Raw genomic sequence first — 17717 nt, 5'->3', positions numbered from 1 at the left:
ACACTCTTGTATTCAACTGGATTTGATATTACTCCTTACTCCTTACTCCTTACTCCTTACTCATTACTCATTACTCATTACTCATTACTCCTCAGTAATACGATAACTAATTACCCGGATTCTATATCATATCATGTCCGCTGGTATCGTTTGTGTAAAAGTTAGAGTGAATATCTACAGGAAATTTAAGTTTTTTTTCTTGCTCTTAAGTATTCCTGCCAGTTAATTGTTCCCAGTTAAGTGTTCCCTGTTCCCTACCTTTGCTATACAATACCGATGCTACCGGACATGATATAACCAAGCATTAACGAAATATAAGTTCACCATTTCTACTGACTACTACAAAGAGTAAAAAGACTTTTTCAGCAAACCCTAATTAGTATTATACTCAACACCAGAAAAATTCAGCAAAACTACGAGCTACATTTTTAACTTGCCTGAATTATATTTAATATGGAAGTGCTTTAAATTCTCACCTATTACATAATCCCATAACTAAGACATTCAAGAGTAAAATTATTACTTTTTGCTTATAGAAAACTAATCATGGTTACTATCTACTATGAGGTTGTATCTACCAATAATATCATGTCCGCTGGTGTAAACCGGCACAGGCAAGATGCCTATTCCACAAGGTTCAGATCTAGAGGAAATTTAAGTTGTTTCGGGGTTAATACCCTTAATTACAAGATAAATCAAGCTTTCATCCCAAATTTATGAATTCTAAATTCGCGCATTCTCGCATTCTGAATTCTTACCCTTTTACAATACCGATGCTACCGGACATGATATAACCACCCTCTAGGAGAAAGAAAAATGTTAACCGTAACTAATCACATTAATCATAAATCAGACAACCCTAATTTTTCATTCCAAAATCTTGTTTTTCTTGATTCACAAATTGATGATTATCAATTCTTAATTTCCGGAATTTATGCAGGAATAGATGTAGTTGTTATTCCCCAAAATCAAGACGGAATAAAAGTTATTACAACGACTCTAGAAAAATATATAAACTCTCAGCAAAAATTAGATGCAATTCACATATTTTCCCATGGTAGTCCTGGTAGTTTAAAATTAGGAAATATATTTCTCAATCAAGACACTATTAAACTGTATAAAAATCAAATTCAAAAATGGCAAAGATCACTAAACATAACAGCAGATATCTTACTTTATGGTTGCAATATTGCAGCCGGAATCGGTGAAAATTTTGTCCAGAAATTACATCAACTAACTAAAGCAAATATTGCAGCTTCAGTTAATCTTATAGGTGCTTATCCTGGAGATTGGAAATTAGAATTTACCACCGGAAAAATTACAGCTCCTCAAGTATTAAAACCAGAAATCATGGCTAGTTATAATGGTAATTTTGCTACTATAACTGGCGATAGCTTAGATAACTTACTCAACGGTACATCAGATAATGATTCTATTAATAGCTTCGGTGGTAACGATACCATAAATGGCGGTGATGGTAATGATACCCTAGGTGGAGGTGCTGGGAACGACCAACTTAACGGTGATGCAGGTAATGACTCTCTAACTGGTTGGATAGGTAATGACATTATTGATGGAGGTGATGGTTTCGACACTCTCCAAGGTGGAGATGATGCTGACACTCTCAATGGTGGCAATGATGCGGATACACTCAAAGGAGGTACAGGAAATGACCAACTTAATGGTGATAGTGGGGACGACTTTATCCAAGGTCAGGCAGATGATGACGAACTTAACGGCGGTGATGGTCAAGATACAGTTGGTGGGGGTAATGGTAATGATATTGTCAACGGCAATGCAGGTAATGACTCCCTAACTGGTTGGTTGGGTGATGATACTCTGACAGGTGGTACGGGAAATGACGTTGTTAAAGGTGGTGATGGTCTGGATATTCTCAATGGCGAACAAGGAACAGATACTTTAACAGGTGGTAGTAATAGCGATCGCTTTATCTTTGATATTGGCAGTCAATTTAACCTGACTGATATTGGTTCGGATATTATTACAGACTTCAATAGTGCTGAGTCAGACAAAATAGTTTTATCTAAAACTACCTTTACCAGTTTAGCTAGTGTAGCTGGGGATGGTTTCAGTGTGGCAGGAGAATTCGCCGTTGTTGACACTGATGCAGCAGTAGCTACTAGCAGCGCTAAGATAGTTTATAATTCTACTAATGGTCAACTTTTCTACAACCCTAATGGTGCAACTAGCGGTTTCGGTGATGGAGGTCTGTTTGCAACTTTAGAAAATCAAGCAAACTTGCAAGCTGAAGATTTTGTATTAACATCTAATTCAACTCCTACACCTACTCCTGTTCCTGCTGAAATTACAAGTAGTGTCATTAAATTTACTCCCTCAGATACTGAAGCAGAGATAGCTGCTAAAGGCGGACCTAGTATTGAAATTGGCACTCAAACTATTTATATCGGTACTTGGCAAAGGTCGAGTAATAATCAAGACCCTATTATTGCTAGTTTCGACGACACTAACCCTGCTAATAACTGGGTAAGAACAGATTATGAAAGCACGGGAGCAGATAGTCGTGGGCGTGGTTTATTTTGGGATGGAGACGACTTATATGCAGTTTTCAGTACCGATGGTACTCAAGGAAGTGCAAGTGAAGACTTTCGACGTGCTGCCAGTGATGCCACACAGTCTTGGTTACGCAGTTATGGTCAAGGTGGTGGTCGGAAGGTAAGTGTTGTTGCCAGAATAGATGAAGTAACAGGAGAAATGACAGATGCCGCATTTTTATCAGCAGTATTGAATAGCGGCAATAGTAATACTTTGACAGTTACCGATCTATCTATTAACTCTAATAATAATTTAGTTGTGGAAGCTGATGCTTTCTTTGGACCACGTAACCCTGATGGTAGTCGGATGACTCATGTAGATACAAGTTTGGGTTCACCCTTTGATTATACGGTGGAAATAACTCAGAGTTTAGATGAAGTGATTAGCACTGCTGCTGTTGGTTGGGAATAATATCAAATCTGCTGGCAATGGAAGTGTTATAAGAAACCGGGTTTGTTGGAGGTTAATGTTATTATGGTGGCATTAAATACAAACCCGGTTTCTCTGCTTTTTGACAACGATACTACTGCCGTGTCAAGTTTGAAAATGTGGATTAAAAAACCTAACCCCCCAACCCCCTTCCCTGCAAGGGAAGGGGGAACTCTCCCTCTCCTTGCAGGAGAGGGGTAGGGGCAGGGGGGAGAGGTCTTCCCTCGTTGCTCGCTCCTAACACACTATTTTCAGCTTGACGACTTCTCCCTTCTCCTTGCAGGAGAGGGGTAGGGGGAGAGGTCTTCCGGTTAGAGTCAATATTACTTAATATCTCCAGAAATTCTTTGATAATTAAATCCGGTTCTAGAAAACACCTAAGATCATCGTAATGTTTAATAATATCAATATTAGTATTTTGTAAAAAGCGATCGCTATTTTTTTCTGTCTGACTACCTACCCCATTATTTAATCCTTTTGTGGATTTAATATATTCGTATGGCTTTGTTGCATGAAAGTGCTATAAGCATTATAAAATAAGGGTTTATCAAGAAAAATTATTAATGAGAAAGTATTTCCCTGTAAGGGTTTCAGGATATTAGTGCAGCAAAGCCTATTCGTATTCATAACCATAAACCTTTGCTATCTCCTGATAAGAACATCTCCCCTGCCAACATTCCCGGAAGATAATCTCTTGTACATTTGTAAAATTACTGTCTTTATCTAAGACAAATCCTACTATATCCAAGGCATCATCTACATTCATTGCTATACTTTATCTACCCAAACAATGTTTAACAAAAAGGCCATACTAATAAATACATAAAAAAATATAAACTGGTTACTTTTTAACACTTTTTATCATTGACAAATTCCTCTCATGCAAATATCATAACTTTTAGTAATATAAGCAATTTGTATCAACTTTTTAAGTGTAAAAAATCATCAATTATTCTGAGGAATCTACCAAGTCTATGCCAGATGATATTAATAATTTAAATGATTTAACGGGTGTTAATTTAGAAATAACTAATACTATTATACCAGAGATAGATATTAATGGATTATTAATATTTACTCCTAGTGCTGAATCATTATCTGTTCCAATTATACAGCTAAATAATTTAGATAGTATTATTGTATCTCAAGACCCACCAATTTATGAACCAACAGTAGATATTTCTACAGATGAATCAGTAGATACTTTGACTGGCGAGGCGATCGTACAGGTGATTAATCAAGCCGTATTTGAAGGACATGAGTATTTACAGGAATTTGCAGCAAATCCAGAATTTGAGGCAAAGATGGATTTGGCCTTTGGGGAAAATTGGGACAAAGAAGCCAATATTAGTCTGCCAGCGATCGAGGTTATTTCATCTGTAGAGATTAATGGAGCCAATGGTGCATTTGCTGAAGCAACTGATACTGTTTATCTATCCAAAGAATTTTTAGCCCAAAACTTGGAGAATATTGGGGAAGTAACAGATGTTTGGTTAGAGGAGTTTGGACATTCTATTGATTCGCAGATAAATATTGTTGATGCGCTTGGAGATGAAGGAGAAATTTTCAGTGCTGTAGCGCAAGGAAAGGATTTGAGTGAGGCGGATATTGAGGTGTTGAAGGGTGAAAATGATAAGGCATTTTTAGAAATAGATGGGGAAGAAGTAGGGATTGAAATGAGACAAAAGTGGAAACTTGAAGCATATAAAAATGCTCGTAATAATGATAACCTGTGGGATAAACCTAATAAAACACTCAACGGTTATTTTGAACAACCTGATGGTGCAGATGGTATATACATAAATTGGAAACAAGGTTCACCTTTTCCGAAGAATACTAACAAAAATAATTTTGCCCTTCAGGGAACTACCAAAGCCAAATTTAAAGCTAACCAAACCTATGTATTTAATCTTGACGCAGATGATGATAGTTTTCTTTCATTAGGTGTTAAAGCTCCAGGAGCAAAATCAAAAACTGAGTGGATAACACCTGTTAATGAAGAAGGTCAAGGAATTTGGGAAAGCTTTGAAGATGGAGAGTCTAAACAGTATGCTTTTACTCCTAGTAAGAGTGGTAATTATGATGTTTGGTTTTCATATGTAGAAGATAAACGTAATGCCTTTGTTGATATTTCTTGGGAAAAAGCCAAAAATGAACCTGCAACTGATCCTGGGAGTAGTCTTAGATCAGCCTACAATATCGGAAAACTAGGTAGTAAAACTCGCAGCTTTAATGAATTTGTCGGCAGTGTAGATAGAGAAGATTATTATCGTTTTAATTTGCCAAAAACCAGTGATTTTTCTTTATTAATGAGCGGTTTGAGTGATTCTGCAAAGGTGGAATTAATTTATGATTTTAACAATAATAATCAAGTAGATTCTGGAGATGTTTTATTTAGAGATTCTGGTTCTAGGGATGCAGATATTTATTCTACTCTCGGAAAAGGTAATTATTTTGTCCGAGTTTTAACTGACAGTAGATATGATAATACCAGATATACTCTACAGATGCAAGCCACACCAACTCCACCTAATACAAAAAGAGACCCTGGTAGTAGTCTCAAAACAACATACAATATCGGAAAATTAGGTAGTAAAACTCGCAACTTTAATGAATTTGTCGGCAGTGTAGATAGAGAAGATTATTATCGTTTTAATTTGCCAAAAACCAGTGATTTTTCTTTATTAATGAGCGGTTTGAGTGATTCTGCAAAGGTGGAATTAATTTATGATTTTAACAATAATAATCAAGTAGATTCTGGAGATGTTTTATTTAGAGATTCTGGTTCTAGGGATGCAGATATTTATTCTACTCTCGGAAAAGGTAATTATTTTGTCCGAGTTTTAACTGACAGTAGATATGATAATACCAGATATACTCTACAGATGCAAGCCACACCAACTCCACCTAATACAAAAAGAGACCCTGGTAGTAGTCTCAAAACAACATACAATATCGGAAAATTAGGTAGTAAAACTCGCAACTTTAATGAATTTGTCGGCAGTGTAGATAGAGAAGATTATTATCGTTTTAATTTGCCAAAAACCAGTGATTTTTCCCTGTCAATGAGCGGTTTGAGTGATTTTGCAAAGGTAGAATTAATTTATGATTTTAACAATAATAATCAAGTAGATTCTGGAGATGTTTTATTTAGAGATTCTGGTTCTAGAGATGCAGATATTTATTCTACTCTCGGAAAAGGTAATTATTTTGTCCGGGTTTTAACTGACAGTAGATATGATAATACCAGATATACTCTACAGATGCAAGCCACACCAACTCCACCTAATACAAAAAGAGACCCTGGTAGTAGTCTCAAAACAGCATACAATATCGGAAAATTAGGTAGTAAAACTCGCAACTTTAATGAATTTGTCGGCAGTGTAGATAGAGAAGATTATTATCGTTTTAATTTGTCAAAAACCAGTGATTTTTCTTTATTAATGAGCGGTTTGAGTGATTATGCAAAAGTGGAATTAATTTATGATTCTAACAATAATAATCAATTAGACTCTAGAGATGTTGTATTTAGAGATTCTGGTTCTAGGGATGCAGATATTTATCGTACTCTTGGAAAAGGCAATTATTTTGTCCGAGTTTTAACTGACCGTAGCTACGATAATACTAACTATACTCTAAGCTTATCAGCAAGTAGCTAGTATATGAAAACAAGATTTTATGTTGTTTTTGCTCGCTCATTTTAACACTACATATCGACACATGAAAATAGCGATCGCTCTTGTAGTGAGGAGTGTCACTATCGAAGAACCAAGCATCGACCTCCAAAAAGAACAACCGACTCTTTTTGTTGCGGGTGGCAGGTGGCAGGTTATTCACCAAATCATCGAGCCCCTTTGCTTGAGGGGGCGGTGGGTAGCGATCGCCTCCAAAATTTAGTTCTTTTTCTTTCTGACTTCTTCCTTTTCCTTAGCACCAACACTTGCGACAGGAGTATCAACTTCAGAAATAGCACACAGACAAGGATCATGCCATAAGATTAATCCGTGTATCCGTGCCCGAATCTGTGTCTAGCAATTCTCACCCCTTAACAGCAACCTGATCTCCTACCTCAACACTTGCCACAGGAGTATCAGCTTCAGAAATAGCACAGAGACAAGGATCATGCCATAAGATTAATCCGTGTATCCGTGCCCGAATCTGTGTCTAGCAATTCTCATGCCTTAACAGCAACCTGATCTCCTACCTCAACACTTGCCACAGGAGTATCAGTTTCAGAAATAGCACAGAGACAAGGATCATGCCAAATGATTAATCCGTGTATCCGTGCCCGAATCTGTGTCTAGCAATTCTCATGCCTTAACAGCAACCTGATCTCCTACCTCAACACTTGCCACAGGAGTATCAGTTTCAGAAATAGCACAGAGACAAGGATCATGCCAAATGATTAATCCGTGTATCCGTGCCCGAATCTGTGTCTAGCAATTCTCATGCCTTAACAGCAACCTGATCTCCTACCTCAACACTTGCCACAGGAGTATCAGTTTCAGAAATAGCACAGAGACAAGGATCATGCCAAATGATTAATCCGTGTATCCGTGCCCGAATCTGTGTCTAGCAATTCTCATGCCTTAACAGCAACCTGATCTCCTACCTCAACACTTGCCACAGGAGTATCAGTTTCAGAAATAGCACAGAGACAAGGATCATGCCAAATGATTAATCCGTGTATCCGTGCCCGAATCTGTGTCTAGCAATTCTCATGCCTTAACAGCAACCTGATCTCCTACATCAACACTTGCGACAGGAGTATCAGTTTCAGAAGGAGGCACAACTTGATAAAACTTCGGCAAATATTCAGACCAATTACCCAAAATTGCCTTTGCCTTTCCACTACCAGTCTTTTCAACGTGTAACGAAATCAACTCCCGCAACTGCGCCTCACCTGCAGGTGTAGACACACGCTGAATAGAAACAATTTCATTATTCACCCTGGCCGGAAAATCACCATCCTCATCCAAGAAATAAGCAATTCCTCCAGTCATACCAGCAGCAACATTAAACCCTATACGGGAATATTTGTTTGCTTTTTAGCTAAAATTGCCACATATTCTAGAGATTTACCATTAAAAAAACGACGATGGAGATAGGATTCTGTGCAATGTATTTTTAAGTAACCTTTTTCCACTGCCTGACGGTAAAAATTGACAAATTCTGGACAATTATCCTCACATTCGTAACTGGTTTTTGCCACATTGAATAACACCAAACCTTGATTTTTAATTAAGTTCATCCCTGTTGCAAAAGCTTTTACAGGAATATGACCTTCGCTCAATGCAGAACAACAAACAAAACCATTTAACTTTTTCTCGTTCAGAAAATCGTGAGTTGATTTTGATAATTGAGTCAAATCTTCCACAAAATAATTTTCATACACTCCCGGAGAATCTCTTCGAGTAGCTTCCGCAGTTTCGGGAACTATGTCAATACCAATAATAGATGTTACTCCCAGTTCGACAACTGCTTTACCAAATAACCCGCTACCCGCTCCTAATTCTAATAGTTTCAAATCTTTGACAGATTCACCACTATTTTTTAAATTTTCAGTTAGAAGAGTAGCCATAACTTCAGGCGATCGATAGTGGAGTTTCTCTAAAGCTAAATAGTTATAAAGTCCAGGAATGCTATAAACTTCTGCATAATTATGGAGTTTTAACCGACGCTCTCGCCCATTTTCTGTAATGAAAAAATATTCCTCATTAATGGATAAATTCTCAATGTTATCGGGCAAACGAATTTGAAAGTTAGTTGACATTTTGTTTAGTAATAATGACTCTATAGCAATCCTAAATGATTTGTGAAAAAACTGTTTAGTATAACCCTGAGGCAAGTGCTTCGAGTTTAGACGAACAAACATTCGTTGTCTTTAGCTTTCTACATATTACTTTTAGTAAAGTTTCAATTCCCACACCTTGATGGCGGAGTGGCTCCAGGGTTGATCTATCAAGAGAGCGCAAGTCTTCAGGAAGTTGGACTCGTTCTCGATAGACATCTCTGTGTGAAGAATTTAAGTAGACATGAATTGGATGGAAGATAAGCACTTTCAGTCCTGGCTCCGACAAATCTAAAAATTCTGCTGACTTCAGACTTAACTGACGTTCTAAGTGCAGGTTATCAGTCCACCAAGCTGGTATTCGCAGGAGAACTCCATAAGCTCTGTTGATTTCAAGATTTGCATGAAAAGGTAAAAAGATCGAAGAATCATACATGACTCCCTTCTTTGGCAAAAGATCGTACAACCCATAGTCCCAAAACATTCTGTGAGAACGAAATCCTTTCGTATTTGGAAAATCAAACAGAAGTTCGTCAATCAGCTTTTCTGCTTCAGGTGTCACACCTCCACAAGTTCTGAAGTCAGGGTGAATTGCTGTTTCAATAAAGTCAGGAATGCCAAACCCAACCTTATTTGTGAAAAACATCGTGGCTTCTAAATCGTAGTCGGCAAGTATGCTGCACACATACTCTAGTACGAAATCAGGAGCCCAGTCTGTATCAAACGTAAGTGCAACTGTCATAAGGTGATTATCAAAAATGAATTTACCAGCGGAATTGAGTAAGTTATTGAGATTGTGTAACTGTAAGGAAATTAATTGGAATGACTATAACTCTTACTTAAGGGTTAATACAGAAATCACTCTGCCAATAGCTCATTGGTTTAACCCAAAAATGCTTGGCATAACCTTCACTCACTGCTTCACTACTTTCTCTATAAAGGAGAGATGGAGAATTGTCAACCACATAAAATGTATGACTTTGCTCATCTTGATAGATTGGATTTTCTATTTTAGTTGCACGAGTACCTTGAATTGCTCTACCAGTATCTGCTGCTGCATCAACGATCCAACCTGTAGATTTCATGGAATCAAGCATTTTCAAAGTAACAATGGGTGCATCTCCTTCAGCAATTTCTACTGTATTGATAAAAATATCATAATCTTTAAATTCTTGCTGCATTAAATCAATGTTACTCCGACGGCGTAATAAAGGCTCAATTCCTTGACTTGCCAGATATTTCAAGACTCCAAAAGCCACATTCCCTGAACCAAATACTGCTACTTTATCATTCTGAGTAATGCCTCCTCGCAACATCATCGCTTGCATCATTGAGGCATAACCTGCCAATATACTATTTTTATGGGTAATATCTCTGGGAATATTCAGAGTTTCTGTTTTTCCTTGAGTAACGCGAATAGAGATGCGATTCGTAACATCAAATAGTCGGATATTTTTGGGTTCAGCGCAGTATTCTCTAAAATGTCTTCCTGATGCACCAAAGGGATGAATCCAACCTACAAGAGCTTTATTTTCTTTAAAGTATTGATAATCTTGGGGTTGGGGAACTTTAATGCAGTAAATTACATCTGCCCAAGCAAATAGACTTTCGCGAGAATAACCACCACCTTCTCCATAAGCTGCATCTGGAATATCTAAAGTTTCCCCATAACCTTGTTCAAATCTACGTTCGTCTTCTGGACTACAGTAGGATAAATGTTGGGGTAATAAACCGATTCTTTTTTCGTTAGAGTAACTGGGTTTAATATAGGCAATTTTCATTGGTTGTTCTCCAATTATTAAAATTCTGGGTGAGGATTTATATTATCAGGACTTACGCAAATTCTGGGAGAATACGCTTCGGACAATTTTCTCGTAACCAGATATAGTGAAAACGTTTATTTTTGATTGTGATAAAAGATTTGGTTTGAGTTATAGTCATTTAATTTTTCCTCAACTAAGGTTTACTGAATTAATTCCAAGGAGAAAATTCTGGCTGTTTCAAAAGTTGTCGTCTAATATTATTTGCCTTTTCGTGTATTTCTGCATAACTATTTCCTACTAAATTTACTGCTGCTAAAGTAAAACCACTAGCACTAATTTCAGTTATTTCCTGTTCAGAATTTGCCCTAATTTCCAGATTATCAAATTGATTAGCTAATTCAAAATCAAATAAATTTTTAGCAATATCTTTAGCAAAAGTAGTCATATAAAATATGCCTCCAAATAATCCGTTTAGAGTAGGAGTTTTAGGTCTACTCCCCATGGCAATTGAAATTAGAGCAGTATAAGGATCGCCTTGATTTAAGCATTGACGATATAGAGACGCAGATATAGGTATCATCCGCCCATTAATTTCCATAACTTTAATCTCTGCTTTGTTGCTAACGAAAAATTCTACATCAATAAATTGATTATCAAACCCATACTCTATTAATTTTTGAACAATTTTTTTGTACCCTTGATTAAGTTTTTCTTGAATAGAACGGGGTAAAGTTGAGGGAAACGCATAATCAGCAAAACATTCTGGTTGAGTAGAATAGTAATGATTATCAGAAATTCCCCAGATTAATATTTCTCCATTACTGACACAACCATCCACACAACATTTATGGGGAAAGTCAATATATTCCTCAATTAAAATTGAACTGCTGTTAATCAGTGAATATTTTTAAGAGTCTAAATAAGCTTCTAAAAAAGGTTGCAAATAATTCAGATTATCTATCACAAATTCTTTGTAAAATGCGATTTTATTTTCAGCTTATTGAGTATTATTAACCTTAAAAATTGATGATGAGCAAGCACCCGTACAAGGTTTAATTATCCAAGGAAAAGGAATATCTATTTCCTGAATATATTCAAATAAATTATTTTCCTTTTCTAACAAACAAATTGCATATTTACTAGATGGAAAATCAATCTTTTGATGTGTGTAATATTTATGCAAACATAAAAAAGAAGATTCAATACTAGGACCTCTTCAACAATGAATAATGAATAATGAATAATTACCTCTCCTTGAAAAGAAGAGGATTGACTCGAAGGAAAATTTTTATTTATTATCCCCTTAAAAGGGGAGGCTTTAAACCAAAATTTTTCGGTAAATGTGCAAATTCTTGACTTAATTGTGCTTGTAATAAACTAGGAATATCGCGAGTTGCTAATACTACTTTAATATCATGCTGCTGAATATATTAACGACACTCTGCCAAGAATTTTATTGGCTCAAAATTCTGACTAAAACCACTTAATTCTAGGGGCGCATCCAGAAAATGAAATTCATACTTTTCTGCTTCAGGTATAGTTTGACAGTTAAAGTAATCTATTTGTCTAGGACATATTACTAAAATGGGAATAGGTTCCATAACATTTTCATTGTAATTAGGAGCATGACAAACGGAAATCGCCCCTACAGTAGTCTACCCAAATGAAAACCGATGTAATGTTATTATGGCGGCATTGAATACAAACCCGGTTTCTCTGCTTTTTGACACCAATACAACTAGATTTGTTGGAGGTTAATATTATTATGACGGCATTGAATACAAACCCGGTTTCTCTGCTTTTTGACACCAATACAACCAGATTTGTTGGAGGTTAATATTATTGGGCAGCATCTAGTACGAACTCGGTTTCTCTGCTTTTTAGCCTTGGTGATGCGTGGCTATAATTTTTCTGAGATTCTAGAAACTGGGTTTGTATTAATGCCGATACATACTGATATCTGTCTCGAACAAACCCGGTTGCTTATAACAGCCTCGCCATTATTTCATAGCTTGGTTCACCAACGCCCTTTTTTCTTAATTCTTGTAGTTCTGACATAATTTTTGTTCCTTCAAATTATTTTGATCAAAGGCTTTATTGTATATACCTTATAGCAGTTTGATAAATATTTGCTACAAATCTTTTACTTGTTGCCTATTCACTGTTTTAAGTTACCTATTTCCTGTTTTATGTTGCCTATTAACTGTTTTATGTTGCCTATTCCCTATTTTAAGTTACCTATTTCCTGTTTTATGTTGCCTATAACTAGAGTTTTGTAACATTAAACTTAATTTTCTCAGGCAAAAAAAAATTGATAGGAACCTCCAGGATTTTGGGTTGTTTAGAGATAGCGGTATATGTTAGGCTAGGCTATAAAATTTTTTTTTGCTAATTATAATCTTGGAGGTTTGAATGGTAGATATTTTATGGACTGGGAATGGTGATGGCTCATCCTGGAATGATGCAGCTAACTGGGACACCAGGGTTCCTACAGCAGCAGATAATGTTACCATTAATGGTTTTGCTAACGTAATTCTAAACACAGATGAACCAGTTACAACAGTCGCTTCACTAAACCTAAACGGAAGTGCGACTCTTACTAACTCAGGCCAACTAGATGTTACAACACTAAATTGGACGGGTGGAACATTTGCTGGTACTGGCACTATCAATATTCCAGCAACTACAGGTACTCTTAATATTAGCGGTACATCAGGTTTCAGGAGTTTAGATACAACTATCAACAATGCTGGTACTGCTACTTGGACAGGTACATTAGATATAGGTGGTAGCGGAACTTTCAATAACTCTGGGCAGTTTAATATCCAAAACTCCCAAGATTTTAATCCTGTATTCAATAATACAGGTACAGTAACTAAGTCAGCAGGTAATGGAACTGCAACTTTCGATGGTAATTTCGATAATAGCGGGACAGTAGATGTTCAAATAGGGACTGTTAGTCTGGATGGTTTTAGTACAAATAGCACCAACACTGGAACCTTGAATACAGCAGCTGGAGCAACTCTGGAAGTTACCCGTGGCACTTTAACTCTAAACCCTGGAACTAACTTCACTGGCACAGGATTAGTCAGACAATCTGGTGGTACTATTACTCTAGAAACTCTAGCAGCTACACCTGTGAATATTGCCAACTTTACCCAAGATGGCGGTACTTTCAATGGGGGTGGTGCCCTCAATATTACCGGTAATTTCAATTGGACAGATGGAACCCAGGGGGGTACAGGTGTTACCACTCTAGCTGCGGGGGCGATCGGCAGTATCAGTGGTACAGCTCAAAAAAGTCTTTTGGAACGTACCTTCAATAATCAAGGCACTATTACTTGGACTGGTACGGGCAATATCTCCACCGCAGATGGTTCTACTTTTAATAACACTGGTACATTCGATATTCAGAACTCTGAGTCATTTTTGGGTGACTTTGATGGTTCTAGCTCTTTCAATAATAGTGGTACAGTCACTAAATCAGTAGGTACAGGTGCTACTGATTTTGATGATAACGTCTTTAACAATACTGGTACAGTTAATGTGCAGACAGGTACTCTAATTGTTGGAGATGGAGGTGGCAGCAGCACTGGTACATTCAATACTGCTGCGGGTGCTACAGTAGAGTTTAACGATGGCACTAATACTCTTAACGACGGTGCAACCTTTACCGGGCCAGGTTTAGTTCAACTTACAGGAGGTACTCTCAACGTAGAAACTGCTCCTAACTCAGCAGTAGCTATACCTAACTTTGAACAAACTGGTGGTACTCTCAGTGGTGCAGGTAACTTGCGAGTAGCAGCGCCAACACCAGCACCAGGACAACCTCCTCAAACCAGCAGTTTCACTTGGAGTGGTGGTACTCAAACTGCTACAGGTACTACAACTATTGGGACTGGTACAACTGCCAATATTAGTGGCACAGCTCAGAAAAGTCTTTTGGAACGTACCTTCAATAATCAAGGTACTATTACTTGGACTGGTACGGGCAATATCTCGACCGCAGATGGTGCTACTTTCAATAACACTGGTACTGGTACGTTCGATATTCAAAACTCTGAGTCATTTTTGGGTGACTTTGATGGTTCTACCTCTTTCAACAATAGTGGTACTGTAACTAAAACAGTAGGTACAGGTGCTACTGATTTTGATGATAACCTCTTTAACAACACTGGTACTGTAGATACTCAAACAGGTTCAATTATTCTTGGTAATGGCGGTACTAGCACTGGTACATTCAATACTGCTGACGCTACGGTAGTAGAATTTGACGGTGGCATCCATAACTTAAATCAAGGGGCAGCTTTTACAGGTGGCGGTACAACCAGAGTTTCAGGAGGTACATTCAGTGTTGGTACTACTCCTACTGACACCATCAACGCGGTAAACTTTGAGCAGAGCGGCGGTACTGTTACAGGTCCAGGAAATCTGAATACCACAGATACTTTTGACTGGAGTGGCGGTACTCAAGGTGGTGTTGGTAGTACAACTATTGGCGCGACAGGTACTCTGAATATTAGTGGTAATGCTACCAAAACCATCAATGAACGTACCATTGATAATAACGGTACTACTAATTGGTCCGGTACTGGAAATATTTCTGCTGACAATGGAGCCATCTTTAACAATAACAGCACATTCAATATCTCAAATAACGCTACTTACGATGGTGAATTATTTTCGGATGCAGAACAATTTAACAATGCTGGTAGTGTTGTTAAAACTTCCCCTGGTGATACAGAATTTACCGACGTTGCATTTACCAACTCTGGCACGATAGAAGCTCAAGAGGGAGTTTTGTCAGTCATTAACGAGACCTTTGTTAGTGATGGTGGTACTATTACAGAAGTTAACGGTACTGTCGATCTAACTGAAACAGAGGTTATCGCTCCCAATACAGTTCCAACACTCGATGTTAATGCGGGATTAACTATAGAAGATGGTACAGCTCTACCAATCTTAAATACTAATCTGCAAATTACCGATGTGGAACAACCCCCAGAGGAAATTATTTACACTGTTAATACTCTTCCCACTGTAGGTAATTTGCTCTTAAACGGTACTCCTCTAGTTGTTGACAGCACCTTCACTCAAGCTAACATCAACGGTAGCGACTTGTTGTATCAAAACAACGATGGTGGTGGAGACGTTGGTGATAGTTTTGTCTTTACCGCAAGAGACGGAGCAGGTGGTGTAATTGGGCAAACTACATTCAATATTACTGTAACTCCTCCAGTCAACCAACCCCCAGTATTGTCAATTAATGGTGGAGTCAGTCTAGATGATGGTGCAAACGTAGCCATTTCCAACGCTGTATTAACAGTCACGGATCCTGACAATACATCAGTTGAAGTCACTTACACCGTCACCGAGTTACCAACTAACGGTCAGTTACTACTTGACGATACAGCATTAGCAGTCAATGGTACATTCACTCAAGCAGATATTAACACTGGTTTATTAACTTACACGAACACAGCAGGAGGAGGTGAAAGCAGCGATAACTTCACCTTTACAGTCAGCGATGGTGCAGGAGGAGAAATTGATGAAAGAGTCTTCAACATTGGAGTTAGCCAGGCTATTACTGGTACAAATGGCAGTGATGAATTATCAGAAGGTCCTGAGGACGATATTGTCAACGGTTTAGGAGGCAATGATAATATCAGCGGTCTTGGAGGAAACGATACACTGCGGGGCGGTGCCGGTAACGATGAACTTCTGGGCAACCGGGGTAACGATCGCATCAATGGAGGTGACGGCAATGACACTATCATTGGTGGCATTGGTCGCGATCGCCTTCTGGGAGTTGATGGCGATGATGTTTTAATCGGTGGTCCTGGTAACGATATTATGCTTGGTGGTAATGGTGCAGACATATTAGAAGGTCGTACAGGTCGCGATCGAATGAATGGAGGTCTCGGTCCAGATACTATGATTGGTGGCGCTAGTCGCGACTTATTCATCTTTAACACCAATACAGCATTTTCAACAGAAATAGGTGTCGATACCATCGTAGACTTTACTTCAGGAGAAGATTTAATTCTGCTTAACACGAAAACGTTTACAGCGTTGACTGCTGTTAATAGCGGTATTGATGCCAGTGAATTTGAAGTTGTTACTACTAATGCAGATGCTGCAACTAGCGACGCACTAATTACTTACAACTCTAGCACTGGTGCATTATTCTATAATGAAAATGAGGATGCACCTGGTTTCGGTAATGGCGCTCAATTTGCACTTCTAGAAAATACCCCTGTACTTGAAACAGCAGATTTTAGAGTGGTTTAGACCTCAAGGTTTCTGGCAAAGACAATGGATTCCACCTTGGTGAAGTTATATCAAATCCGGTAGCATTGATATAATTCAGGATTCGGGGAAAATAGTCAATATTGTAGGGGGGTTTTGCTCCACAATATGAAAAGCAGAGCTTTGCGCCAGCAAACTGCCGTTTTGCTAGTGCAAAGCTTCACTAACTGTTGTCGCCGATATGAAACGCCCCTACCGACAGTAGAATTATATTACTCCAAACAATTGAAAAGGGGCGATCGCTACCCATCGCCCCAAAAATTTAGTTCTTTTTCTTTCTTACTTCTTCCTTTTCCTTAGCACCAACACTTGCCACAAGAGTATCAGCTTCAGAAATAGCAAGGATACAAGGATAATGCCATAACATCAATCCGTGTATCCGTGCCCGAATCAGTGTCTAGCAATTCTCATGCCTTAACAGCAACCCAATCTCCTACCTCAACACTTGCCACAGTCGCATCAGCTTCAGAAATAGCAAGGAGACAAGGATAATGCCATAAAATCAATCCGTGTATCCGTGGCCGAATCCGTGTCTAGCAATTCTCACGCCTTAACAGCAACCCGATCACCTACCTCAACACTTGCCACAGTCGTATCAGCTTCAGAAATAGCAAGGATACAAAGATAATGCCATAAAATCAATCCGTGTATCCGTGGCCGAATCCGTGTCTAGCAATTCTCACGCCTTAACAGCAACCCGATCACCTACCTCAACACTTGCCACAGTCGTATCAGCTTCAGAAATAGCAAGGATACAAAGATAATGCCATAAAATCAATCCGTGTATCCGTGGCCGAATCCGTGTCTAGCAATTCTCACGCCTTAACAGCAACCCGATCACCTACCTCAAC

Annotated in this window: 13 protein-coding genes and 1 pseudogene; 6 read left to right on the top strand and 8 right to left on the bottom strand. The window is 38.2% G+C overall.

Annotated elements, in window-relative coordinates; all coding sequences use genetic code 11:
* Positions 1 to 816: 816 nt before the first annotated feature.
* A complete protein-coding gene (locus F6K40_RS14895) occupies positions 817 to 2985 on the top strand; it encodes a DUF4347 domain-containing protein (protein ID WP_293137109.1) in 2169 nt (722 codons plus the stop codon).
* 631 nt (positions 2986 to 3616) lie between these two features.
* Here the strand turns inward: F6K40_RS14895 and F6K40_RS14890 are convergent.
* Positions 3617 to 3769 (bottom strand): hypothetical protein, encoded by a 153-nt coding sequence (locus tag F6K40_RS14890; protein WP_293137107.1) that lies wholly within the window; start codon positions 3767 to 3769, stop codon positions 3617 to 3619.
* Between the two features lie 208 nt (positions 3770 to 3977).
* Here F6K40_RS14890 and F6K40_RS14885 point away from each other — a divergent pair, with 208 nt between their 5' ends.
* Together F6K40_RS14885 and F6K40_RS14880 are read left to right on the top strand one after the other, a co-directional pair.
* Positions 3978 to 6662: a PPC domain-containing protein gene (locus F6K40_RS14885; RefSeq protein ID WP_293137105.1), complete on the top strand. Its 2685-nt coding sequence runs from the start codon at positions 3978 to 3980 to the stop codon at positions 6660 to 6662.
* 19 nt (positions 6663 to 6681) lie between these two features.
* Positions 6682 to 6900, top strand: a complete 219-nt coding sequence (locus F6K40_RS14880) for a hypothetical protein (protein ID WP_293137103.1) — start codon at positions 6682 to 6684, stop codon at positions 6898 to 6900.
* An 821-nt stretch (positions 6901 to 7721) separates the two neighbouring features.
* On the opposite strand, the pseudogene F6K40_RS14875 reads toward F6K40_RS14880, so the two are convergent.
* The 7 genes and pseudogenes from F6K40_RS14875 to F6K40_RS14845 all read right to left on the bottom strand — a co-directional run.
* Positions 7722 to 8033 (bottom strand): annotated as a pseudogene (locus tag F6K40_RS14875) (GltB/FmdC/FwdC-like GXGXG domain-containing protein); the annotation flags it as partial.
* Positions 8027 to 8776 carry a class I SAM-dependent DNA methyltransferase gene (locus F6K40_RS14870; RefSeq protein WP_293137099.1) on the bottom strand — a complete coding sequence of 250 codons (750 nt, stop codon included), beginning with the start codon at positions 8774 to 8776 and terminating at the stop codon, positions 8027 to 8029. The gene F6K40_RS14870 and the pseudogene F6K40_RS14875, both read right to left, overlap by 7 nt.
* A gap of 55 nt (positions 8777 to 8831) precedes the next feature.
* Positions 8832 to 9536, bottom strand: a complete 705-nt coding sequence (locus F6K40_RS14865) for a polysaccharide deacetylase WbmS family protein (RefSeq protein ID WP_375340570.1) — start codon at positions 9534 to 9536, stop codon at positions 8832 to 8834.
* A 97-nt stretch (positions 9537 to 9633) separates the two neighbouring features.
* The gene (locus F6K40_RS14860; RefSeq protein WP_293137095.1) at positions 9634 to 10575 is read right to left on the bottom strand and encodes a Rossmann-fold NAD(P)-binding domain-containing protein; all 942 of its coding nucleotides are present in this window, start codon (positions 10573 to 10575) and stop codon (positions 9634 to 9636) included.
* Between the two features lie 190 nt (positions 10576 to 10765).
* Entirely contained in the window at positions 10766 to 11452 is a 687-nt protein-coding gene (locus F6K40_RS14855) for an ATP-grasp domain-containing protein (RefSeq protein ID WP_293137111.1), read from the bottom strand.
* Between the two features lie 102 nt (positions 11453 to 11554).
* Positions 11555 to 11740, bottom strand: coding sequence for a hypothetical protein (locus tag F6K40_RS14850; protein WP_293137093.1), 186 nt, complete (start codon positions 11738 to 11740; stop codon positions 11555 to 11557).
* 247 nt (positions 11741 to 11987) lie between these two features.
* Entirely contained in the window at positions 11988 to 12158 is a 171-nt protein-coding gene (locus F6K40_RS14845; RefSeq protein ID WP_293137091.1) for a hypothetical protein, read from the bottom strand.
* Positions 12159 to 12359: 201 nt separating this feature from the next.
* Between F6K40_RS14845 and F6K40_RS14840 the strand changes: the two genes are divergently transcribed.
* The 3 genes from F6K40_RS14840 to F6K40_RS14830 all read left to right on the top strand — a co-directional run bounded on the left by F6K40_RS14840 (position 12360) and on the right by F6K40_RS14830 (position 17166).
* Entirely contained in the window at positions 12360 to 12617 is a 258-nt protein-coding gene (locus F6K40_RS14840; RefSeq protein ID WP_293137089.1) for a hypothetical protein, read from the top strand.
* A gap of 352 nt (positions 12618 to 12969) precedes the next feature.
* A complete protein-coding gene (locus F6K40_RS14835; protein ID WP_293137087.1) occupies positions 12970 to 16848 on the top strand; it encodes a beta strand repeat-containing protein in 3879 nt (1292 codons plus the stop codon).
* A 126-nt stretch (positions 16849 to 16974) separates the two neighbouring features.
* Positions 16975 to 17166: a hypothetical protein gene (locus tag F6K40_RS14830; RefSeq protein ID WP_293137085.1), complete on the top strand. Its 192-nt coding sequence runs from the start codon at positions 16975 to 16977 to the stop codon at positions 17164 to 17166.
* The last annotated feature ends 551 nt before the right edge of the window (positions 17167 to 17717 follow it).

The sequence above is a fragment of the Okeania sp. SIO3I5 genome (assembly GCF_010672085.1).
Lineage (GTDB): Bacteria > Cyanobacteriota > Cyanobacteriia > Cyanobacteriales > Microcoleaceae > Trichodesmium.
The sequence above is the reverse complement of the archived record's forward strand: the minus strand, read 5'-3'. Positions and strand labels throughout refer to the sequence as shown.